Origin of the sequence: Microbacterium algeriense, assembly GCF_008868005.1 — a bacterium.
GTDB lineage: Bacteria > Actinomycetota > Actinomycetes > Actinomycetales > Microbacteriaceae > Microbacterium > Microbacterium algeriense.
Map to the genome: position 1 here is coordinate 1,134,434 of NZ_WAAO01000001.1, position 22,060 is coordinate 1,156,493.

Here is a 22,060-nt window from a genome sequence, read left to right on the forward strand (position 1 = left end):
CTGCGCCGAATCGAGAGTCCGATCAGCTCCGTGCCGTGAGCGTGAGCAGCGTCGCCTCCGGCCGGCACGCGAAGCGCACCGGGGCGTAGATGGAGTGTCCGCAGCCGGCGCTGACGTTCAGCGGCACGGTCCGGCCGTCGTGCGACCAGGTGCTGAGCCCCTTCGCCTGGGAGAGCGGGATGTCGCAGTTCGCGACGAGGGCTCCGTATCCAGGGAGGCACACCTGACCGCCGTGCGTGTGACCGCCCAGGATCGCGTCGGCGCCCAGGCCGATGAACCCGTTGAGCACACGCTGGTAGGGCGCGTGGGTGACACCGAGCATCGGCGTTGCGTCGTCGCGCGGGCCCAGAGCGTCGATCGCGTCGGGGAGGTCCTCGAGGCGATCCCAATCGCGGTGGGCGTCGTCGACCCCGAAGAGAGCGATCTCGCGCCCGCCGACGGCGAGCCGGGCTGCGGCGTTGTTCAGATCGGTCCAGCCCAGCTCGTCCGTGAAGTACGCGTCCATCGCCTCGGTGTCGAGGAGCGGCGGATCCTGCTTCTTCTTCGACGGGCCGAGGAAGTAGCGCAGCGGGTTGCGGGGGGAGGGGGCGGTGACGTCGTTCGAGCCGTGCACGAACACCCCGGGGATGCCTGCGAGCGGAGCGAACGCCCGGCGGATGCCGTCGAGGCCGTCGCGGTGGCCAAGGTTGTCACCCGTGTTCACGATGAGGTCGGGCTTGAGCTCGGCGAGCGACGCCAACCAGTCCTGCTTGCGGTGCTGCCACGGTGCCATGTGGGCGTCCGAGACGTGCAGGATGCGCAGCGGCGCTGAGCCCGCCGGCAATGCCTCCGCGGACACCTCGCGCACCGTGAAGAGGTAGCGTTCGATGCCGATTCCCCAGACCGCTGCGGCCACACCCGCGGCCCCCACCGCGCCGAGCGCGATGAGGGCCGGGTGTGCCGTGCGGCCTGCGTCTAGTCGCATGAGACCTTGACCGGCGTCGACTTGGTCGCCGCGGTGTTCGCCGCAGGGTCCGTCGCCGTCACTGTCGCGCCCTTCGCGTTGCAGGAGCCTTCGAAGTCGATCGACGTGAAGCCGGCGGCGATGAGCGCAGCTCCCGCAGCGGCCTGCGATTGACCGGTGACGTCGGGCACCGAGGCTCCGAGGCCGTTGCTGGGCGAGATCGTGATGGTCGCGCCTGCGGCCGCCTGCCCCGAGGGATCCTGCGCGACGATGATGTTGGTCGGCTGGTCGCTGTCGGTCGGCTGACCCACCGACACCGAGAACCCGGCACGGTCCAGCGTCGCGGTCGCCTCTTCCACCGTCTGCCCGATGACGTTCGGAACGTCGACGCGCACCTGACGGATGAGGTTGTTGTCCGGCTGCGGGAACGGGTCGCCGCCGTACGCCATGTTCGCCGCGTGCTGGGCTGCCTCCGCGAGCGGGTACCGCACCTCGTTGAGTCTGTGGCTGCCGGTCCACACGTTGAAGACGTTGTCGTGGTTTCCGTTCGAGCGCCCGGCCCACACGGCGGTGGCGACCTTCGTGCTCGACTCGATCATCATCGTCGACCAGAGGTCGTGCGTTCCGGTCTTGCCGATCAGCGGGGTGCCGTCGAACGGGTTCGCCCGAGCTCCGGTTCCACCGCTGGCCATGACGCCCTGCAGGGCGTACGCCGCGGTGGCCGCGACCTCCTTGCTCAGCACGCCCTCGGTGCAGCTCGACTTCGGGAGCGGTCGCTCCTTGCCGTCGGCGTCGATCACCTTGTCGATCGCACGCGGTGTGCAGTACGTGCCGCCGCTGGCGACCGTCGCGTACGCGTTCGCCATCGCGATGGGCGAGATGTTCTTCGGTCCCAGGATGTCGTACGGCACGTTCTCATCGGTGACCTTGCCGCCGTTCGCGAGGGTGACACCCATCTTGTCGGCGACCTTGTTGATGTCGCAGACGTCGAGCTTCGAGGCCATCGCGAAGAACCCGCTGTTGAGCGACTGGGCGGTGAAGTTCATGACGGAGCCCGTGTAGCCGCGGGTGCGACCGAAGTTGCCGATCTTCGACGTGTCGGTGGTCTGCGGGACCTCGCAGACGGGGATCTTCAGGTTCGTCTGCACGGCGCCGTTGAGCACCTCGCGCACCGAGTGCCCCTTCTCGAGCCAGTCGATGAGGGTGAACAGCTTGTACGTCGATCCGACCTGGAAGCCGCCCGAGTTGCCGTATTTCTGATCGCCGGCGAACACCAGGGAGGAGTACGCCTGATCGTCGGTCGGAGTCTCGAGGAACTGGGTGTTCTGCGTGATCGACAGGATGCGGCCGGTGCCGACCTCGATCGACACGCCTGCGGCGCCGAAGTACTTGTTGTCGAAGTTCGCGGGGACGACGTCGGCCATGGTCTGGGCGGCCGGGTCCTGGACGCGGAAGTCGAGAGAGGTGTAGATCTTCAGGCCACCGCGGCGCAGCAGATCGCTGCGGTCCTTCTTGGTGGCGCCGAAGGCCTCGTCGTTCTCGACGATCGACTTCACGTACTGGCAGAAGTAGGCGTTGCGGCCGGCGCCGGCGCAGCCCTGCGTCGGCGTCGTGATCGTCGGGGTGATCTCCGACGCATCCGCCTCGTCGTACTGCGCCTGCGTGATCTTTCCGTCAGCCAGCATGCGGCCGAGCACGTAGTGGCGACGGTCCTTGGTGTCCTTGTAGCCGTCCGCCTCGCCGTTGTGCGCGACACCTTCCTTGTCGGTGTAGGTGCCCTCGCGCTTGTCGATCCGGTAGGTGTTCGGGTTCTGCACGATGCCGGCGAGCGTGGCGGCCTGCGCCACGGTGAGGTTCGCGGCCGACGTGGAGAAGTAGTAGCGCGCGGCGGCCTCGATGCCGTACACGGTGCCGCCGAAGTTGGCGATGTTCAGGTAGCCGAGGAGGATGTCGTTCTTCGAGACGTCCTTCTCGATCTGGATCGCGTAGCGCATCTCCTGCAGCTTGCGCTCGATGCCCTCAGCGCCCTTCGCCTGTGTGGCCTTGGTCCAGCACGCCTGCAGGTCCTCGGAGTACGTGTCGGAGGAGGTGTCCACGTCCTTCTCGCACTCCTGGATCAGCACGTTCTTCACGAACTGCTGGCTGATGGTCGAGGCGCCGCGACTCGAGGTCTGGCGCACGTTGTCGACCAGTGCCTTCACGGTGGCGCCGATGTTGATGCCGCCGTGGCTGTAGAAGTTCTTGTCCTCACTCGAGAGGATCGCGTCGTACAGCACGGGAGCGACCTGCTCGTAGGTCACCGGGACGCGGTTCTGCTCGTAGAAGGATGCCAGTTCGACCGTCGAGCCGTCTGGTGCCGTCGCGTAGATCGTCGACTGCTCCATCGGCGTACCCGGGTTGAGGTTCTCCGGGAGCTGATTGAAGAGGGTGAGGGCCTGGGTGCCTGCGAGACCGGTCATCGCGAGGACCGGGGTGACGCTGGCCGTGACGAGGAGTCCAGCGACGGCGCTCAGACCGACGAGCCCGACGAGACCGCCGAGCACGCCTCTCACCGTGCGATTCTTTTGGGGCATACGCTGATCGTAGGGGAGTTCCCTGAATACCGCCTTTGACGAGGCGCCCCGGAATTCCGGTGTCGCGCCCCGACCGACAGGAGTGCCATGACCACGTGGGAGTACCTCACCACGCCGCTGCTGATCCACAACACGGCAGCCATCCTCAACAACTGGGGCAAGCAGGGCTGGGAGCTCGTGCAGGTCGTGCAGGGGCCGGAGGGCGGTCTCGTCGCCTACCTGAAGCGCCCGGTCAGCACGGATGCCTCGGCGAACGCCGGCCTCGCCGCCGCCGAGCAGGCAGCGCGTCAGTTCGAGGGAGGCCAGGCATGAGCGTCGCCGCCCGCCTCACCGAGCTCGGCATCGAGCTCCCCGCCGTCGCCGCTCCGGTCGCCGCGTATGTGCCCGCGGGCGTCCACGCCGGACTCGTCTACACGTCGGGACAGCTGCCCTTCGTCGACGGCGCGCTCCCGGCCGTCGGCAAGGTCGGCGCCGAGGTCTCCGCGGAGGAGGCGAAGTCCTACGCCCGCACCTGCGCCCTCAACGCGCTCGCAGCCGCAGCCGACGCCGCCGGTGGCGTCGACCGCATCGCCGGCGTGCTCCGGGTCGGCGGATTTGTGGCGTCGGCAGAGGGATTCACGGGTCAGCCGGGTGTCGTCAACGGCGCCAGCGACGTCCTGGGCGAGATCTTCGGCGACGCGGGACGCCACGTGCGTGCGGCCGTCGGCGTCGCGGAGCTTCCCCTCGGCAGCCCGGTCGAGGTCGAGGTGACCTTCCTCCTCGCCTGATGCTTCGACAGGCTCAGCAACCCACGGTTCGCTGAGACCCCGGGCAAATGTCGAGACCCCCTGCTGCAGACGTCTGCAGCAGGGGGTCTCGACATTAACCCGGGGTCTCGCGTTACTTCACCTGCGCCGAGATGATGCTCATCACCGCGGTGTCGGCGAGAGTCGTGGTGTCTCCGACCTCACGGCCCTCCGCGACGTCGCGCAGCAGGCGGCGCATGATCTTGCCGGAGCGGGTCTTCGGCAGCTCGCCGACGATGTACACGTCGCGCGGACGGGCGATGGCGCCGATCTGCTCTCCGACCCACAGTCGCAGCTGCTGGGCGAGCCCGGCCGGCTCGTGCTCGGCGAGGTAGCTCTCCTTGATGATGACGAAGGCGACGACCGCCTGGCCCGTCGTCTCGTCGGAGGCGCCGACGACGGCGGCCTCCGCTGTGGCCTCGTGCGCCACGAGCGAGGATTCGATCTCCGCCGTCGACAGCCGGTGTCCCGACACGTTCATGACGTCGTCGACGCGGCCGAGCAGCCACAGGTCGCCGTCCTCATCCAGTCGTGCCCCGTCGCCGGCGAAGTAGTAGCCCTGGTCCTCGAACTTCTCCCAGTACGTCTCGCGGAAGCGCTCGGGGTCGCCCCAGATGCCGCGCAGCATGCTCGGCCAGGGTTCGGTGACCACGAGCAGTCCACCGCTGCCGTTGCCCACCTCGACGCCCTGCTCGTCGACCACGTCGATCGAGATGCCGGGGAGGGGCACCTGCGCGGAGCCGGGCTTCGTGGCGGTCACGCCGGGCAGGGCGGACACCATGATGGCGCCGGTCTCGGTCTGCCACCAGGTGTCGACGATGGGGGTCTTTCCGGCGCCGATCACCTCTCGGTACCACATCCACGCCTCGGGGTTGATGGGCTCTCCGACCGATCCGAGCAGGCGCAGCGACGACAGGTCGAACTTCTGCGGGACGCTGCGGCCGATCTTCATGAAGGAGCGGATCGCGGTCGGCGCGGTGTAGAAGATCGAGACCTCGTACTTCTCGATGATCTCCCACCAGCGGCCGGGGTGCGGGGTGTCCGGAGTGCCTTCGTAGAGCACCTGGGTCGCGCCGTTCGCCAGCGGACCGTAGGTGACGTACGTGTGTCCGGTGATCCACCCGATGTCCGCCGTGCACCAGTACACGTCCGTGTCGGGCTTGAGGTCGAAGACGTACTTGTGCGAGTACGCGGCCTGGGTGAGGTAGCCGCCCGAGGTGTGCAGGATGCCCTTCGGCTTCCCGGTGGTGCCCGAGGTGTAGAGGATGAACAGGGGGTTCTCGGCGGGGAAGGCCTGGGCGGTGTGGTCGGGGGAGGCCGCGGGGACCACATCGTGCCACCAGACGTCGCGTCCCTCGGTCCACTCGACCTCGTTCTCGCCGCGCTTGACCACGAGCACGTGCTCCACGGTCTGCTGCTCGCCGTCGCCGCGGTCGGCGAGGGCCTGGTCGACGGCCGGCTTGAGCGCCGAGACGCGTCCCTTGCGGTAGCCGCCGTCGGCCGTGATGACGAGCTTGGCGCCCGCGTCGTCGATGCGCGAGCGCAGGCTGTCGGCACTGAACCCGCCGAACACGACGGAGTGGATCGCGCCGAGGCGCGCGACCGCGAGCATCGAGGCGATGGCCTCCGGGATCATCGGCAGGTAGATCGCTACCCGGTCGCCCTGGCCGATGCCGAGGCCTTCGAGCACGTTCGCGACGCGCTTGACCTCGTCGGTGAGCTCGGCGTAGGTGATGCGTCGGGAGTCGCCAGGCTCACCCTCCCAGTGCAGGGCGACGCGGTCGCCGTTGCCCTCCTCGACATGACGATCGAGGCAGTTGTAGGCGACGTTCAGCTCCCCGTCGTCGAACCACTTCGCGAAGGGCGGGGTCGACCAGTCCAGGACCTGCGTGAAGGGCTTGTGCCAGTGCAGCAGTTCGCGGGACTGCTCCGCCCAGAAGGCCTCGCGGTCTGCGGCGGCCCGTTCGTAGAGCTCGGGGGACGAGACGGACTGGGCGACGAATTCCTCCGACGGCGGGAACTTGCGGGTCTCGTCGAGAAGGTGGTCGATCTGGCTGCTCATCGGCAGGCGCTCCTTTGCGGCATACGGGTCTTGCGAGCGTGGTCGAGGGGGTGGGTCGACCAGGTCAGGGCGAATCTATCCTCGGCTCCCTGCGCCGCATACTGCCGAAAGTGGGTACTCCTCCCGGTTTTGTCAGGACGGTCGCCTTGCGTACACTCGACGACAGCCGAAATCTCATTCCGGCCTTGGCGCGCCCGATTCCCCCGATCGCGGCCCGCCGTGGGCGGCATCTCATTCCCCCCGTGAGATGCCGCCCATTCCATTGGGAGCGCTCTCGGTCTCTGGTCGTCTGTGCGCACCGGGTCCCTGCACCGCGCGACGGGGAAGCGGCTTCTGCACAGTCCTCGGCTCGAGCTCACGGACCGCGGCTCTTCGTGCACGCAGCCTGCGTAGCGTCGCGGCATGGCACACTCGTTCGTCATCCAGCCCCGGGGAGCGGAGCACGCCGTCACGGCGCCGACGGCCCCCAGCGCGCGTCCGCACCTGGACCCGGCCTTCGGTCCGCTCCTGGCGCACATCGACGAGTCGGTGACGGACGTCTTCGTGAACGGGGCGGGCGGATTGTTCCTCGATCGGGGCGCCGGCGCGGAGTCGGTGCCCGGCTGGCGCGCGTCCGAGCGCGAGGTCCGCGACCTCGCGGTGTCCCTCGTCGGTCTCGGCGGACGGCACCTCGACGACCAGGCGCCGTGCGTGGACGTGCGTCTCGCGTCGGACATCCGCGTGCACGCGGTTCTCGCGCCTGTCTCGACCACGGGCACCGCGCTGTCGATCCGCATCCCTCGTGTGCGCGCGGCCGACCTCGGGGCGCTCGCGGCGCTGGGAACCTTCGAGGCCCCGCAGCAGCGCTGGCTCCTGCGGCTCGTTGCGGAGCGCGCGAACATCCTCATCACCGGAGGGACCGGGACGGGCAAGACCACGCTGCTCTCGGCGCTGCTGTCGGAGGTCCCTCCGGGCGAGCGCATCGTCACGATCGAGGACGTCGCCGAGTTGCGTCCGCGGCATCCCCATCACGTCGCCCTCGAGGCGAGACAGCCCAATCTGGAAGGGGCGGGTGGCATCGCCCTCGCCCGCCTGGTCCGCGAGTCGCTCCGGATGCGACCCGACCGGCTCGTGGTGGGGGAATGCCGCGGCGAAGAGGTGCGCGAGCTGCTCACCGCGCTCAACACCGGCCACGACGGCGGCGCGGGAACGCTGCACGCCAGCGGGCTGCACGATGTCCCCGCCCGGCTCGAGGCGCTGGGCGCCCTCGCCGGGATGGACGCCGTCGCGCTGGCGCGGCAGGCGGTCAGCGCGTTCACGGTGGTCCTCCACCTGGACCGCGCGCCCGGGGGCGGCCGGCGCATCCGGCAGGCGGGACGCCTGGTCATCGTCGACGACCGCCTCGACATCGAAGAGGTGCGACCGTGGTGAGCCGTCGCGCGGTCTCGACGTCGGAGCGTGCGGCGACGACCGACGCGGCCGCCTCCGTGCAGACGCTGGCGGTGCTGCTGCAGGCCGGTGCTGTGCCGCTCGTGGCCTGGCGTCACCTCGCCGACACCGGGGATCCGCACGCGATCGCCGTGATCGAGCGTGTGGACGAGGGGACTCCCATCGTCGCTGCGATCGAGGCGGAGAAAGGGGTGTGGGCAGAACTCGCCGCCGCATGGGAGATCGCCACGATCGTGGGTGCGCCGCTCGCCGAGGTCCTCCGGATGATCGCGGAGACGCTTCGGGACGCGGCGTCCGCGGCCGACGACGTTCGCATCGCCCTCGCCGAACCGGCCGGCACGGCGCGCCTGCTGCTCTGGATGCCGCTCGCCGGCCTCCTGCTCGGGTTCGCCCTCGGCTTCGACAGTGTGGGAGTCATCACCCGGAACCCGCTGGGACTCGCGTGCGCGGTCTGCGGCCTGCTCCTCGTGCTGGCTGCCCGGGCCTGGACCGGGCGACTGCTGCGCAAGGCCGCCCCCGCTCCCGGGACGCCGGGGATGCGCGCCGAACTGGTCGCGGTCGCGCTCGCGGGTGGCGCATCCATCGACCGTGCTCTGCAGCTCGTCTCGCAGACCGCCGCGCCGGGAGAGGGCGACGGGCGGGTCCGCGCCGTGCTCGACCTGTCGCGGGCGGCGGGTGTGCCCGCCGTGGAGCTCCTCCGCGCCTCCGCCGCCGAAGACCGTCACTCCGCCAGAGTGCAGGGTCGGCTGCGCGCGGCCAGGCTCTCCACGCAGCTGCTGCTCCCGCTCGGCGTGTGCACGCTGCCCGCCTTCCTCCTGCTCGGGGTGGCGCCGCTGCTGCTCAGCGTCCTCGCCGCGACCCCTCTGCCGTCCTGACCCCATCCCGATGCGCGAGCATCCGACAGAAAGAAGGAACATCATGAACGCGATTCCCCGGTTGGATCGCCGCCGCGCCGCCGCCCTGTTCGACGACGAGACCGGAGCCGCCACCGCCGAGTACGCCATCACGACCATGGCCGCCGTGGCCTTCGCCGGGCTGCTCGTCGCCATCATGAGATCCGACGAGGTGCGCGGCATCCTCACGGATCTCGTGCGACGGGCGCTGACGGTGTCGTGATGCACAGCAGGACGGCGATGACAGGACATCGCGGACGACGCGGCGCCGCGGCCGGGCGCGCAGACGAGCGAGGGGCCGTCGCTGCCGAGCTCGCGCTCGCTCTTCCGGCGGTCGTCCTGGCTCTCCTGCTCGGGACAGGGGCGCTCGGCGCAGCATCCCGACAGGTCCTGCTCCAGGACGCATCCGCGGACGCGGCGCGACTGCTGGGTCGCGGTGAGGGCGCCGGCTCCGCCCAGCGCGTCGTGCAGGCGGCCGTTCCCGGCGCGGCGGTGTCGTCCTCGATCTCCGGCGATGTGGTGTGCGTGACGGCCTCGGTCGAGATGGCGGTCGGAGCTCTCGTGCGGGTTCCCCTCTCGGCGCACAGCTGTGCGCTCGAGGGGGGACTCTGATGGCGGGCTCCGCCGTGGCCGCCGGGGTGCTGGCCGTCGCCGCGACTCTGTCGCTCGGGCTCGCCGCTGTCGGCGGCGCCGCCGTGACGGCGCAGCGCGCGGCCGGTGCCGCGGACGCCGCAGCGCTCGCCGCGGCCGACGTCGCCAGCGGTGCGGTGCCCAGCGCGGAGGCCCCGTGCGCCGTCGCCGAACGGGTGGCGCGAGCAGGAGGCGCCGCGCTCACGACCTGCGTCGTCCAGGGCTTCGTGGCGACCGTGCAGGTGCAGTCGGCGTACGCTGGACTCGCAGCCGTCTCCCGAGCCCGTGCCGGGCCACCCGAGGGACAGTGACGGCCGCGCGACCTCCCTCACTGTGAACGACCCCACACAGTGGTGTGTATGGTGTGCTTCGAAGAAAGGACGCCCCTTGGCTGAAGGCAAGAAGCTCGTCATCGTCGAGTCCCCGACGAAGATGCGGTCTATTCAGGGATACCTCGGCGACGGCTACGAGGTGCTCAGCTCCGTCGGCCACATCCGCGACCTGGCTGACAAGAAGGACATCCCGGCCGACGACAAGAAGGCCTACGGGAAGTACTCGATCGACATCGAGAACGGCTTCGACCCCTACTACGTCGTCTCGGATCGCAAGACCAAGACCGTCGCGGAGCTCAAGCGTGCGCTCAAGACCGCCGACGAACTCCTGCTCGCCACTGATGAGGACCGTGAGGGCGAGGCGATCGCCTGGCACCTGCTCGAGACCCTGAAGCCCAAGGTTCCCGTCAAGCGCATGGTCTTCCACGAGATCACCAAGGACGCGATCCAGGCCGCTGTGGGGAACACCCGCGAGCTGGATCACGCGCTGGTCGACGCGCAGGAGACCCGCCGCATCCTCGACCGGCTGTACGGCTGGGACGTCTCGCCCGTGCTCTGGTACAAGGTCAAGACCGGCATCTCCGCCGGACGCGTGCAGTCCGCCGCCACCCGCCTGATCGTCGACCGCGAGCGCGAGCGCATGGCCTTCGTCTCCGCCGACTACTGGGACGTCGACGCGGCCGCCGCGGCCGCCGGCACCTCCTTCCGCGTCCGCCTCGTCCGCGTCGACGGGGGACAGCTCGCCCGCGGCACGGACTTCGATGACACCGGAAAGCTCAAGAAGGCGGTGGTCGTCCTCGACGAGGCCACGGCGACCGCACTCGCCGACGCCGTCGACGCCGCCGGCGCCGGCACCGTCACCAAGGTCGAGGCCAAGCCGGGAACGCGCAGCCCCTACGCCCCGTTCACGACCTCCACGATGCAGCAGGAGGCCGGTCGCAAGCTCTCCATGGGCGCAAAGCAGGCGATGAGCGTCGCGCAACGTCTGTACGAGAAGGGGTACATCACCTATATGCGTACCGACTCCACGGCGCTGAGCACCCAGGCGGTGCAGGCGGCGCGGAGCCAGGCGGTCGCGCTCTACGGCGACAGCGCCGTGCCGCTCAAGCCCCGTGTCTACAAGTCGAAGAGCAAGAACGCCCAGGAGGCGCACGAGGCCATCCGCCCCTCCGGCGAGACCTTCCGCACCCCGGCTTCGGTGTCGTCGGAGATGGACCGTGACGAGCAGCGCCTCTACGACCTCATCTGGAAGCGCACCGTCGCCAGCCAGATGGCCGACGCGAAGTACGAGACCACCACGGTCACGATCGCCGTCGACACGGAGAAGCACGGCGCCGGCGCCGCGAAGCTCGCCGAGTTCACGGCGTCCGGAACCGTCTACACCTTCAAGGGCTTCCTGGAGGCCTACGAGGAGGGGCGCGACGAGAAGCGCGGCGATGCCGATGCGGCGGAGAACCAGTCTCTCCCGGCCGTGGCCGTCGGCGACGAGCTCGCACTGTCGGAGGCTGAGGCCAAGGGTCACCGCACGACGCCCAAGCCGCGCTACACCGAAGCCTCGCTGGTGAAGGTGCTCGAGGAGAAGGGCATCGGGCGTCCTTCGACGTTCGCGACCATCCCCGAGACCATCCTCGATCGCGGCTACGCGGTCAAGCGCGGGCAGGCGCTCGTGCCGACCTGGCTCGCCTTCAGCGTGGTCCGGCTGCTCGAGGAGCACTTCGCCGAGCTCGTCGACTACGACTTCACCGCTGCGCTGGAGGACGACCTCGACACGATCGCCCGCGGCGAGCAGAACCGCGTCGAATGGCTCAAGTCGTTCTACTTCGGCTCGGACTCCCACGTGGGTCTGCGTCAGGTCGTCGACAACCTCGGTGAGATCGACGCCCGCGCGCTGAACTCCACGCGCATCACGGACACGGCCACGCTGCGCTTCGGCAAGTACGGCCCGTACCTCGAGGTCGCCGACCCCGAGAACCCGGACGCCAAGCCGCGCATCGTCAACGTGCCGGAGGACCTCGCGCCCGATGAGCTGACCGCGGAGAAGGCGCAGGAGCTCATCGATGCCCCCGTCGCCGGTGACCGGGTGCTCGGCGAGAACCCCGAGAACGGCAAGATCATCGTCGTCAAGGACGGCCGCTTCGGGCCGTACGTGCAGGAGAACGACCCCGTGCCCGATGATGCGGCCGTGGACGAGGCGACCGGCGAAGTCGTGGAAGCCGGCTCGAAGCGCAAGCGCGGTGCGAAGAAGGAAGCGGCCCCCAAGCCGCGCACCGCCTCGCTGTTCCGGTCGATGTCGGTCGACACGATCGAGCTCGACACCGCGCTCCAGCTGCTGAGCCTGCCGCGAGTCGTGGGCGTCGACCCCGAGACGGGCGATGAGATCACAGCCCAGAACGGGCGGTTCGGCCCGTATCTGAAGAAGGGCACCGACTCCCGCTCGCTCGAGAGCGAGTCGCAGATCTTCGATGTGACGCTCGAGCAGGCGCTCGAGATCTACGCGCAGCCGAAGTACGGCGCGGGTCGCCGGGCGTCGAGCGCGCTCGCCGAGTTCGAGGCCGACCCCGTCAGCGGCAAGCCGATCCGCATCCGGGACGGTCGCTTCGGGGCATACGTCACCGACGGTGAGACGAATGTGACCATCCCGCGGGGCCAGAAGGTCGAGGACATCACGTTCGAGATCGCGGTGCAGATGCTGGCCGACAAGCGCGCCAAGGGACCTGCTCCGAAGCGCGGCGCGAAGAAGGCGCCGGCGAAGAAGGCTCCGGCGAAGAAGGCTCCGGCCAAGACCGCCGCGGCCAAGAGCGGTGCCGCGAAGACTACGGCCAAGAAGGCGCCGGCGAAGAAGACCACGGCGGCGACGTCGGCGGCCCGCTCCGCGGCGGCGAAGAAGGCCGCGGCCACCCGCGCGGCGAACGCAGCGGCGAAGGCCGCGGAGAAGGCGGACTCGTGACCTCAGGTCGCGGCGTGTGGATCACCCTCGAAGGCGGAGACGGCTCGGGCAAGACCACGCAGTCGAATCTGCTCGCAGAGTGGCTCGAGGGCGAGGGTCGCACGGTCGTGCGCACCCGTGAGCCCGGCGGCTCCGAGGTGGGTCAGCTGATCCGAGACATCGTCCTGCACCACCGCGGCGACATCGCCCCGAGGGCGGAGGCGCTGCTGTACGCCGCCGATCGCGCGCACCATGTCGCGACCGTCGTCCGTCCGGCGATCGAGCGCGGCGACATCGTGCTGCAGGATCGCTACCTCGACTCGTCCGTCGCGTACCAGGGCGCCGGCCGGGTGCTCGACGCGACCGAGGTCCGCGACCTGTCGCTGTGGGCGGCCGAGGGAGCGCTTCCCGACCTGACGCTGCTGCTCGACCTCGACCCGGCCGCGGCCCGCACCCGGCTCGACGCCGACGACAAACCGTTCGACCGGCTCGAAGCCGAGCGCGAGGAGTTCCACGGCCGCGTCCGCGACGCCTACCTGGCGCTGGCGCTCGCGGAGCCGGAGAGGTTCCTGGTGCTCGATGCCGCGGAGCGCCCCGAGGCGATCGCCGAGCGCATCCGCGCCCGCGTGGGCGCGCTGCTCGGCTGAGTCGGACGCGCTCGGGAAAGCGGGGCGCTGTGCGCGTCGGCGGTCCCGATTAGGCTGAGTGCATGCCCCAGACCGTTCCCGCTCCTTTCCCGTGGGCGGATGTGTGGGGGCAGGGCGCCGCCGTCGACACGCTGCGCGCCGCGGCCTCCGACCCGGCGGCCCTGTCGCACGCGTGGCTGATCACCGGTCCGCCTGGCTCGGGCCGCTCGACCCTGGCGTACGCCTTCGCGGCGGCGCTCATCGCCGACAGCCCCGACGACGAGACGGTGATGCGGCAGGTCCTCGCCGGCACGCACCCCGACGTGACCTCGCTGCGCACCGACAAGGTCATCATCACGATCGCCGAGGCCCGCGCGCTCGTCGAACGCTCCTACTTCGCCCCCTCGGCCGGCCGGTACCGGGTCATCGTGGTCGAAGACGCCGACCGCATGGTCGAGCGCACCTCGAACGTGCTGCTGAAGGCGCTCGAGGAGCCGCCGGAACAGACGGTGTGGATCCTGTGCGCCCCGAGCGAGGCCGACCTGCTGCCGACCATCCGCTCCCGCGTGCGGTCGCTGCGGCTGCGCGAACCCGACGTCGCCGACGTCGCGCGTCTGATCAGCCTGCGCACCGGTGTCGACGAGGGCATCGCGGAGCAGGCGGCGCGGCACGCGCAGCGCCACATCGGCATGGCGCAGCGTCTCGCGACCGATGACGCGGCGCGGCGCCGCCGGGACGAGACGCTACGCTCGGTGCTCGGGGTCCGCGGTGTCGGAGACGCCGTCGAGGTGGCCGGGCGCATCATCCAGGCGGCGACCGAGGACGCGAAGGCGCTGACGGCCGAACGCGACGCCGCAGAGCGCGCCTCGCTGCTGCGGACGATCGGCGTCGCGGAAGGGCAGGCCGTGCCGCCGGCCCTGCGCACGCAGCTCTCCGCCCTCGAAGACGATCAGAAGAAGCGTGCCACTCGAAGCCTGCGGGACGGCATCGACCGGGTGCTCACCGATCTGCAGTCGCTGTTCCGCGACGTCGTGATGCTGCAGTTCGGACGCGGCGACGACCTCATCAACAGCGAGCTCCGGGCCGAACTGACGGCGCTCGCCTCCGCCTGGCCCGACACCCGTACCCTTGTCGTCCTTGACCACCTTGCCGAGACGCGGCAGTCGCTGGAGCGCAACGTCGCCCCTCTGCTCGCGCTGGAGAGCTTGCTCGTGACCATCGCGAGCGGGAGGAAACCGTGAAGAATCGAATGACGTCCCGCCTGCGTCGCGCCGCCGCCGTCGTCGCGGGGCTCGCCGCCGCATCCGTCGCCCTGTCCGGGTGTCTGTACGCGATGATCCCCGAGCAGTCGACACGTCCGTCGACGACGAAGACTCCCGACACGGCGGGTGTCTCCGAGGAGCTGATGCCGTTCTACACGCAGGACCTGGTCTGGAGCGACTGCGGTCCGGGCTTCGACTGCACGGAGGTCACGGCGCCCCTCGACTGGGAGAACCCTGGCACGGGGGAGATCACGCTGTCCGTCGTCCGGCACCGCGCCGAAGGGACGGCGGTGGGGTCGCTGCTGACCAATCCCGGCGGCCCCGGATCGAGCGGCGTCGACCTCGTCCTGAACAGCCTCGACTTCGCGGTCGGCCCCGACCTCATCGAGAACTTCGACGTGATCGGCTTCGATCCCCGCGGCGTCGGCGCCTCGACGGCGGTGACCTGCTATGACGCCCCCGAGATGGATGAGTATCTCTACGGCATCCCCGCCGCCGCTCGCGGCACCGCGGAATGGGAGGCCGAGCTGCTCGACGCGCACAAGGGCTTCGCCGAGGCATGCGAGGCCAACAGCGATGGCATCCTGCCGTACATCACGACGATCAACGCCGCTCGCGACATGGACCTGATCCGCGCGCTGCTGGGCGACGAGCAGCTGAACTATCTCGGCTACTCGTACGGCACGTTCCTCGGTGCGACGTACGCCAAGCTGTACCCCGAGAAGGCCGGACGCCTCGTGCTGGACGGCGCGATCGACCCCTCGGTTCCCGGGCTCGAAGTGGGGGCCACGCAGGCCCTCGGATTCGAATCGGCACTCCGGGCGTACATGCAGAGCTGCCTGGATTCCGGCGAGTGCCCGTTCAACGGCACGGTCGACGAGGCGATGGCCGACCTGGGCGCACTGCTCGCGAGCGTCGACCGCACGCCGCTGAAGAACGGCGACGGTCGCCTCCTGGGCGCGGACTCGCTGATGACCGGCATCATCGCGGCGCTCTACTCGCAGGACAGCTGGGACTACCTGACGCAGGCGTTCGACGAGGCGCTGCAGGGCGATCCGACCACGGCGTTCCTGCTCGCCGACTTCTACAACGGGCGCGAGAACGGCGTCTACACCGACAACTCCGCCGAGGCCTTCCGGGCCTACAACTGCATGGACTATCCGGTCGAAGACGATCCGGCCGCCGAAGCGGCGACGGATGCGAAGATCGCGGCGGGAGCTCCGACGATCGCGCCGTACTGGAGCGGCCCGGACTCCTGTGAGGTGTGGCCCTATCCGCCCACGGGTACGCGCGAGGAGATCCATGCCGAGGGAGCGGGTCCGATCCTGGTCGTCGGCACGACCAACGATCCCGCGACTCCGTACGAGTGGTCGGAGTCGCTCGCCGACCAGCTCGAAGAGGGCGTCCTCATCACCCGCGTGGGCGAGGGGCACACCGGATACAACAAGGGCAACGTCTGCGTCGACGACGCGGTCGAGTCCTTCCTCCTCGACGATGTGGTGCCGGAGGACGGCCTGCGCTGCGAGTGACCGCGCCTCGATTCGCGAGCGAGCGCGAGACAGGGTAATATCGGTGATCGCGCCGCTCACGCGTCGCACGCCGCTTTAGCTCAGTCGGCAGAGCATTTCACTCGTAATGAAAAGGTCGTCAGTTCGATTCTGACAAGCGGCTCCGAAGGCCCCGTGATGCGAAGAACATCACGGGGCCTTTCCCGTTCCCGACGGCGTACGCTCGAATCATGAGCAGAGCCCTTCTCATCGTCGATGTGCAGAACGACTTCACCGAGGATGGTGCCCTCGCCGTCGCGGGCGGTGATGCCGTGGCTGAAAGGATCACCGCGTTCCTGGCCGCGCACGCGGCGGCATACGAGGTGATCATCGCCTCCCGCGACTGGCACGATGCCGACGGCGACAACGGCGGGCACTTCGCCGAGGCCCCGGACTTCGTCGACTCCTGGCCGGTCCACTGCGTCGCCGGCACCGAGGGTGCAGAGTACGATCCGCTGCTGGCGACGGACACCGTGACGCACCACGTTCGAAAGGGGCAGGGCAAGCCGGCCTACTCGATGTTCGAGGGCGTGACGGATGACGGGAGCAGCGTCGCCGCGGTCCTCACCGCTGCGGGTGTCCTGAGCGCCGATGTCGTCGGTATCGCGACCGACCACTGCGTCCGCGCGTCGGCGCTCGACGCGATCGCGCACGGCGTCCGGGTGCGGGTGCTGACGGATCTGATCGCCGGCGTCGCCCCGGAGCCGAGCGAGGCGGCTCTGGCCGAGCTGGCGCACGCAGGGGCCGAGCTGGTCGAGAGCTCCGCCGCGTGAGCCGCAGCGTCCTGCTGCTGCGCGCCGTGAACGTGAACGGCCGGAACAGCGTCCCGATGGCGCGCCTGCGGGAGGTGCTGGCCTCCGACACCGACCTCGTCGATGTGTCCACCTATATCGCCAGCGGCAACATCGTGTGTCGGACGCCGCGGGATCCGATCGCGACGGCCGGAGTCGTACGCGCGGTCATCCATGCCGAGTTCGGGGTGGACACTCCGGTCATCCACCGGTCGCATGCGCAGCTGATCGCGTCGGAGTCCGCTCAGCCCTTCCCCGAGGGGGACGTCAAGTTCGTGCACGCGATGTTCCTCGAGGGCACTCCGTCGCCCGGCGCCCTGGAGATCCTGGAGCCGCGGCTCCAGCCCGACGAGCGTCTCGCGCTGGTCGGGGACGACCTGTGGATCGACTACGGGGCGGGCGGCGTGCACTCCACGAAGCTCACGAAGGCGGTCCTGGATCGTGCGCTCGGGGTGTCGGGAACGGCGCGCAACCTGCGGACGACCCGCACGCTGATCGAGCTGACGGCCTGACGCTCACGCGGCTCCGTCGTGCGGGCGATCTGTTCCGCGGCTGACGGCCGTCGGCGGGAGGGACGTGTGGGCCTGGATGTCGACGCGGCGCACGTGGCACTCCGCGCAGCGCACGTACAGCACGACGCCTTCGCTGGTCGGATGCCGGGACTCCACGAGCCAGGCATGCTCGTGCGATGCGTCGTCGAGCCGGATGCGGGGGAGCGGGAGGGTGTTCAGCGAGGTCATGATCCCAGCGTGATGTAATGGTCTTATGCATCTCAACCCTTACGGCGAGTATGCGGTGCTCCTTGCCGCCTCTCTCGCCAACGACTGGCCGGAGAATCGCGCGGGGATCGAGGAGCGCACCCTCGCCCTGGGGATGACGCAGACCTTCCCGCCCGCTCCCGACGACCACGAGAAGGTCCGCGCCGTGATCGACGACTGGCTCCGGATCGTGGACGAGGCCGACCCCGACGAGAGGGCGCTGCTGCTCAATGCCCAGCTCGCCACGGCGGCCGCGTACCCGCGCCTGACCAACCACGACGGCGAGGGCTGGCACCTGCACTACCGCGATGACGTGCCGTCCCTGCCGTATGTGCTCCGGGCGATCATCAGCCTCGGCACCTCCCTGCACCTCGTCACGCGCGGGATGAATCGGCTCGGGCGGTGTCAGGCGGCCCCGTGCACGAACGTCGTCGCGGATGTGACACGCAACGGCCGGCAGCGCTTCTGCTCGGTCCGCTGCGCCAACCGCGCCGCCGTCCGTCGGCACAGGGCTCGCGCCTGACGGCCTCGGTCAGGCGGTCTGGCCCGCGTGCTTTCCCTCGCCGATCTCCTCGACGAGCTTCGCGTTGAAGGCAGGAAGGTCGTCGGGAGTCCGGCTGGAGACCAGGCCCTCGTCCACCACTACCTCTTCGTCGACCCAGGTCGCCCCGGCGTTGCGGAGATCGGTGGTGAGGCTCGGGTAGCTCGTGAGGGTGCGTCCGTCGACCACGCCGGCCTCGATGAGGATCCAGGCGCCGTGGCAGATCACGCCGACCGGCTTGTGCTGTTCGAAGAAGGCCCGGGCCAGTTCGATGGAGGGCTTGTCGAGCCGCAGGTGGTCGGCGTTCACGACGCCGCCCGGGAGCACGAGGGCGTCGAACTGGTCTGCCTTCGCCTCGGCCGCCGTCAGATCCACGGCCTGCTCGTGGCCGTTCTTGCCCGTGATCGCGGCGCCGTCGGGAGCGATGAGCGTGGCGCTCGCCCCCTCGGCCGTCACCGCTTCCCAGGGGCTGGTGAGCTCGCTGTCCTCGAATCCGTCCGTCGCCAGGAATGCCACTCGGTTGCCGGTGAGAGTCATCGTTCTTCCTTTCGTGGGGGAGTCGTCCGCCGTTCGGGGACATCTCGAGCCTCTTTCGGGACCGCAGGGGAGGGAAGGGGGTGGCCGGGATCGGAACGCGGTGATACAGGAGAAGTGGCGCTGCGCCGCGAGGTGTGCGGCGAAGGCGCGAGCTCGTCGCTAGCATCCAGATATGCGCCTCCGCCCCGCTCTCGTGCTGCTGCCCGTGCTCGTCCTGCTCGCGGGATGCGCGCCGACGCCGGCGTCCACTCCGACGCCCAGCGCCACCACCGCGCCGCCCTCGCCGAGTCCGACCCCCACGCGATCGGCCACGCCCGCGCCGACGCCGACCGAGACGTCGGAGCCGCCGCAGTCCGGCGCCGAGTTCACGAGTGCGCAGCTGGTCGAGCTCTGCACCGCGAACACGAAGGCGCTCGCTCCGGATGCGACGTACTTCCCCGACATGGCGACCGCCGAGTGGCTCGATCAGCCGTCGCTGTGGTTCGTGGTGATCCCCAAGACCCTGAACGGCCAGGACAGCGTCGCCGTGTGCGGCATCGGCGGGAGTCCGGATGCTCCGGACGTCTCGATGCACGGCGAGTCGCTGCCGGACGGCGTGGCCGAGATCCGTCAGGAACTGCTGACCGGCACGTCGGAGGGCGATTCCTGAGGCGACCGGATGCGGTCTGTGCGGTGGGCCCCGTGGGGCTCGAACCCACGACCCGCGGATTAAAAGTCCGATGCTCTGCCAACTGAGCTAGAGGCCCCTCCCGGCAAGTCTAGTGCGCACGACGAGGGGCCGTCGGCGACAGCGTCGCGGACGGCCCCTCTTCCTTCCCGAGTCCCTCCTCCTGGCCCCGGGAAGGGTGCCGGCCGGGTGTCTTCCCACCCGACCGTGCCGGCTCAGGAGGCCGGCGGCATCAGCACCGAGTCGATGAGGTACACGGTGGCGTTCGCGGTCTGGACTCCGCCGCAGATCACCTTGGCGTCGTTGACCATCCAGTCGTCGCCGCTGCCGGTGACCTCGAGGTCGGCGCCCTGAACCGTGGTGTGCATACCGGCGATGTCAGCGGGCTCGATCTGGCCGGGGACCACGTGGTAGGTGAGGATCGAGCTGAGAGTCGCGCTGTCGGTCTTGAGCGCCTCGATGGTGGCGGGGTCGATCTTCGCGAAGGCGTCGTCCACGGGGGCGAACACGGTGAACTCGTCGCCGTTGAGCGTGTCGACGAGGTTCACGTCGGGGTTGAGCTGTCCACTCACGGCCGAGACCAGGGTGGTGAGCATCGGGTTGTTCGATGCGGCGACGGCCACGGGGTCCTGGGACATGCCCTGGATCGATCCGGCGCCGTCCGGGACCTCTTCGGCGTAGGCGGCGCAGCCGGGGCCGACGAGGTTGGCCGCCGGGTCCATCTCCATCGGCGTCGACTCCGACGTCTCGGGGGCCTTCGGCTCTGACGACTCCTCCGTGGTGCTGCCGCTGCCCATGGAACAGGCGGAGAGCAGGAACGCGCTCGCAAGGCCCAGGGTGACTGCTGCGGTGACCTTCTTCTTGGTGCTGAACATGTCGAGCTCCTTCAGACTGCGCCACGGCCTCTCCGTGGCGTCGAGGGCTGTTCGGAACGCCTCCGGGATCGGATGGGACGAATTCTTGAAAAAGTTCTCGAGGCCGCCGATCCAATCCGAAACGCCCGGCGGAGCGAACAGGTCCCGACAGAAGTGGGGATCTCATGGACCTGATCATCATCGGCCTGCTCGGCGGGCTCATCACCGGCATCTCGCCGTGCATCCTGCCCGTGCTGCCCGTGATCTTCCTCACGGGAGGAGCACAGTCGGCGAGGTACGAGGACGAGATGGTGCCGGCGAAGCGGAGCAGGCCGTATCTCGTGATCGCGGGACTGGTGCTGAGCTTCACGCTCGTCACGCTCGGCGGCTCACTGCTGCTGGGCCTGCTGAACCTGCCGCAGGACATCATCCGCTGGGTGGGCATCGCGGTGCTCGTCATCATCGGCGTCGGCCTCATCGTGCCGCGGTTCCAGCACATCCTCGAGCGTCCGTTCCAACGGTTCGGTCAGCGCGAGGTCAAGAACCGGGGGAGCGGCTTCGGCGTCGGCCTCGCCCTGGGTGCCGTGTTCGTCCCGTGCGCCGGTCCTGTCCTCGCGGCGATCATCGTCGCCGGATCCACGGGGCAGATCGGCATCGGCACGGTGCTGCTGACCGTCTCCTTCGCGATCGGCGTCGCGGTGCCGCTTCTGGTCTTCGCGCTCGCGGGGCGCAGCGTCGTCGAGCGGATCCGCTCCTTCCGGTCCAAGGAGCGGGGGCTGCGCATCGCGGCCGGCGTCGCGATGATCGCGCTCGCGGTCGGCCTCGTCTTCAACGTGCCGCAGATGCTGCAGCGGCTGCTCCCGGACTACACGGCGCCCCTGCAGGAGCAGATCGCCGATTCCGAGCAGGTGCAGGACGCCCTCGACCTCGGTGGACTGGTCAACGAGGAGAACAAGGATCTCGACAAGTGCACCAACGGTGCGGAGGAGCTCGAATCGTGCGGCACCGCCCCCTCGATCAAGGGCATCCAGGAATGGCTGAACACCCCCGACGGCCAGGCCCTCGACCTGAAGGATCTGCGCGGCCAGGTCGTGCTGATCGACTTCTGGGCGTATTCGTGCATCAACTGCCAGCGGTCGATCCCGCACGTCGTCGCCTGGGATGAGGCGTACCGCGATGCGGGCCTGCAGGTGATCGGCATCCACTCGCCCGAATACGCGTTCGAGAAGAATCCCGGCAACGTGGCGGCGGGGACCCGCGACTTCGGGATCGAGTATCCGGTCGCGCTCGACAACAACCTGTCGACCTGGACCAACTACCGCAATCGGTACTGGCCCGCCCATTACCTGGTCGACGCCGAGGGGACCGTGCGTCACATCTCCTTCGGCGAGGGCAACTATGCCGCGACCGAGGCCATGATCCGGGAACTGCTGCAGGACGCGGACCCGTCGGTCACGCTTCCCGCGGCGACGGATGTGCAGGATGACACCCCCGATGCGGGCTCGACGACGAGGGAGACCTTCCTCGGCTCGTCCAAGGACGTGAACTACGGCGGAGGCGGGGAGTACCGCCAGGGCACGAACGCGTACAGCTTCCCGAAGGATCAGCCGGCGGACAGCTTCGCGCTGGACGGGGACTGGCGGATCGAGACGCAGTTCGCGACCCCCGAGGGCGGCGACGGGCAGATCAGGCTCGACTATCACGCCGCCGAGGTGCGCATCGTGGTCGCGGGCTCCGGCGAGATCGTGGTCAGACGGGACGACGGGTCCGAGGACACCATCGCGATCGACGGGACGCCGCGCTCCTACGAGCTGGTCAAGAAGGACGCCGTCGCGGAGGGCGCGCTCACGCTCGATGTGCCCGCCGGCATCGAGGTCTATTCCTTCACGTTCGGGTGATGTCTGC

At 69.5% G+C, this 22,060-nt stretch carries 22 protein-coding genes and 2 tRNA genes; 17 read left to right on the forward strand and 7 right to left on the reverse strand.

Annotated elements, in window-relative coordinates:
- Positions 1-22 precede the first annotated feature (22 nt).
- Positions 23-964: a metallophosphoesterase gene (locus F6A08_RS05530; protein ID WP_151458837.1), complete on the reverse strand. Its 942-nt coding sequence runs from the start codon at positions 962-964 to the stop codon at positions 23-25.
- Positions 955-3,516 (reverse strand): transglycosylase domain-containing protein, encoded by a 2,562-nt coding sequence (locus tag F6A08_RS05535; protein WP_225855745.1) that lies wholly within the window; start codon positions 3,514-3,516, stop codon positions 955-957. The genes F6A08_RS05530 and F6A08_RS05535 overlap by 10 nt, the downstream gene beginning before the upstream one ends.
- 87 nt (positions 3,517-3,603) lie before the next feature.
- Between F6A08_RS05535 and F6A08_RS05540 the strand changes: the two genes are divergently transcribed.
- The gene (locus F6A08_RS05540) at positions 3,604-3,828 is read left to right on the forward strand and encodes a Sp36 family protein (RefSeq protein ID WP_017201457.1); all 225 of its coding nucleotides are present in this window, start codon (positions 3,604-3,606) and stop codon (positions 3,826-3,828) included.
- Positions 3,825-4,283: a RidA family protein gene (locus F6A08_RS05545; protein WP_151458838.1), complete on the forward strand. Its 459-nt coding sequence runs from the start codon at positions 3,825-3,827 to the stop codon at positions 4,281-4,283. The genes F6A08_RS05540 and F6A08_RS05545 overlap by 4 nt, the downstream gene beginning before the upstream one ends.
- Before the next feature lie 112 nt (positions 4,284-4,395).
- On the opposite strand, the gene acs is transcribed toward F6A08_RS05545, so the two are convergent.
- Positions 4,396-6,363, reverse strand: a complete 1,968-nt coding sequence (acs, locus tag F6A08_RS05550; protein WP_151458839.1) for an acetate--CoA ligase — start codon at positions 6,361-6,363, stop codon at positions 4,396-4,398.
- Positions 6,364-6,765: 402 nt separating this feature from the next.
- On the opposite strand from acs, the gene F6A08_RS05555 reads away from it, so the two are divergent.
- The 12 genes from F6A08_RS05555 to F6A08_RS05610 all read left to right on the forward strand — a co-directional run bounded on the left by F6A08_RS05555 (position 6,766) and on the right by F6A08_RS05610 (position 17,310).
- Positions 6,766-7,773: a TadA family conjugal transfer-associated ATPase gene (locus tag F6A08_RS05555; protein ID WP_151458840.1), complete on the forward strand. Its 1,008-nt coding sequence runs from the start codon at positions 6,766-6,768 to the stop codon at positions 7,771-7,773.
- A complete protein-coding gene (locus tag F6A08_RS05560; protein ID WP_225855746.1) occupies positions 7,770-8,666 on the forward strand; it encodes a type II secretion system F family protein in 897 nt (298 codons plus the stop codon). Before F6A08_RS05555 ends, F6A08_RS05560 begins: the two co-directional genes overlap by 4 nt.
- A 43-nt stretch (positions 8,667-8,709) precedes the next feature.
- Entirely contained in the window at positions 8,710-8,907 is a 198-nt protein-coding gene (locus F6A08_RS05565) for a DUF4244 domain-containing protein (RefSeq protein WP_017201452.1), read from the forward strand.
- 17 nt (positions 8,908-8,924) lie between these two features.
- Positions 8,925-9,296, forward strand: a complete 372-nt coding sequence (locus F6A08_RS05570; RefSeq protein WP_225855747.1) for a TadE family type IV pilus minor pilin — start codon at positions 8,925-8,927, stop codon at positions 9,294-9,296.
- On the forward strand, positions 9,296-9,625 hold the full coding sequence (locus F6A08_RS05575) for an Rv3654c family TadE-like protein (protein WP_151458843.1): 330 nt from the start codon (positions 9,296-9,298) through the stop codon (positions 9,623-9,625). Before F6A08_RS05570 ends, F6A08_RS05575 begins: the two co-directional genes overlap by 1 nt.
- A 76-nt stretch (positions 9,626-9,701) precedes the next feature.
- A complete protein-coding gene (topA, locus tag F6A08_RS05580) occupies positions 9,702-12,593 on the forward strand; it encodes a type I DNA topoisomerase (RefSeq protein WP_151458844.1) in 2,892 nt (963 codons plus the stop codon).
- The gene (gene tmk, locus F6A08_RS05585) at positions 12,590-13,219 is read left to right on the forward strand and encodes a dTMP kinase (protein ID WP_151458845.1); all 630 of its coding nucleotides are present in this window, start codon (positions 12,590-12,592) and stop codon (positions 13,217-13,219) included. Before topA ends, tmk begins: the two co-directional genes overlap by 4 nt.
- A gap of 62 nt (positions 13,220-13,281) precedes the next feature.
- Positions 13,282-14,439, forward strand: a complete 1,158-nt coding sequence (locus tag F6A08_RS05590; RefSeq protein WP_151458846.1) for a DNA polymerase III subunit delta' — start codon at positions 13,282-13,284, stop codon at positions 14,437-14,439.
- 8 nt (positions 14,440-14,447) lie between these two features.
- Positions 14,448-15,989 carry an alpha/beta hydrolase gene (locus tag F6A08_RS05595; RefSeq protein WP_017201447.1) on the forward strand — a complete coding sequence of 514 codons (1,542 nt, stop codon included), beginning with the start codon at positions 14,448-14,450 and terminating at the stop codon, positions 15,987-15,989.
- 69 nt (positions 15,990-16,058) lie between these two features.
- Positions 16,059-16,131: transfer RNA gene (locus tag F6A08_RS05600), tRNA-Thr, on the forward strand.
- A gap of 67 nt (positions 16,132-16,198) precedes the next feature.
- Complete coding sequence (locus F6A08_RS05605) at positions 16,199-16,780, forward strand: isochorismatase family protein (protein WP_124896199.1); 582 nt, start codon at positions 16,199-16,201, stop codon at positions 16,778-16,780.
- Positions 16,777-17,310, forward strand: a complete 534-nt coding sequence (locus tag F6A08_RS05610) for a DUF1697 domain-containing protein (protein ID WP_151458847.1) — start codon at positions 16,777-16,779, stop codon at positions 17,308-17,310. The genes F6A08_RS05605 and F6A08_RS05610 overlap by 4 nt, the downstream gene beginning before the upstream one ends.
- Positions 17,311-17,313: 3 nt before the next feature.
- Here F6A08_RS05610 and F6A08_RS05615 read toward each other — a convergent pair whose 3' ends face one another.
- Positions 17,314-17,538 carry a hypothetical protein gene (locus F6A08_RS05615; protein WP_151458848.1) on the reverse strand — a complete coding sequence of 75 codons (225 nt, stop codon included), beginning with the start codon at positions 17,536-17,538 and terminating at the stop codon, positions 17,314-17,316.
- 25 nt (positions 17,539-17,563) lie between these two features.
- On the opposite strand from F6A08_RS05615, the gene F6A08_RS05620 reads away from it, so the two are divergent.
- Positions 17,564-18,079, forward strand: a complete 516-nt coding sequence (locus F6A08_RS05620; RefSeq protein ID WP_017201443.1) for a CGNR zinc finger domain-containing protein — start codon at positions 17,564-17,566, stop codon at positions 18,077-18,079.
- 9 nt (positions 18,080-18,088) lie between these two features.
- Here F6A08_RS05620 and F6A08_RS05625 read toward each other — a convergent pair whose 3' ends face one another.
- Positions 18,089-18,634, reverse strand: a complete 546-nt coding sequence (locus F6A08_RS05625) for a type 1 glutamine amidotransferase domain-containing protein (RefSeq protein ID WP_017201442.1) — start codon at positions 18,632-18,634, stop codon at positions 18,089-18,091.
- Positions 18,635-18,806: 172 nt separating this feature from the next.
- On the opposite strand from F6A08_RS05625, the gene F6A08_RS05630 reads away from it, so the two are divergent.
- Complete coding sequence (locus F6A08_RS05630) at positions 18,807-19,283, forward strand: hypothetical protein (protein ID WP_017201441.1); 477 nt, start codon at positions 18,807-18,809, stop codon at positions 19,281-19,283.
- Between the two features lie 24 nt (positions 19,284-19,307).
- Here F6A08_RS05630 and F6A08_RS05635 read toward each other — a convergent pair.
- Positions 19,308-19,380, reverse strand: a tRNA-Lys gene (locus F6A08_RS05635).
- 136 nt (positions 19,381-19,516) lie between these two features.
- On the reverse strand, positions 19,517-20,176 hold the full coding sequence (locus tag F6A08_RS05640; protein ID WP_017201440.1) for a fasciclin domain-containing protein: 660 nt from the start codon (positions 20,174-20,176) through the stop codon (positions 19,517-19,519).
- A gap of 164 nt (positions 20,177-20,340) precedes the next feature.
- Here F6A08_RS05640 and F6A08_RS05645 point away from each other — a divergent pair, with 164 nt between their 5' ends.
- A complete protein-coding gene (locus F6A08_RS05645; protein ID WP_151458849.1) occupies positions 20,341-22,053 on the forward strand; it encodes a cytochrome c biogenesis protein DipZ in 1,713 nt (570 codons plus the stop codon).
- Positions 22,054-22,060: the final 7 nt, after the last annotated feature.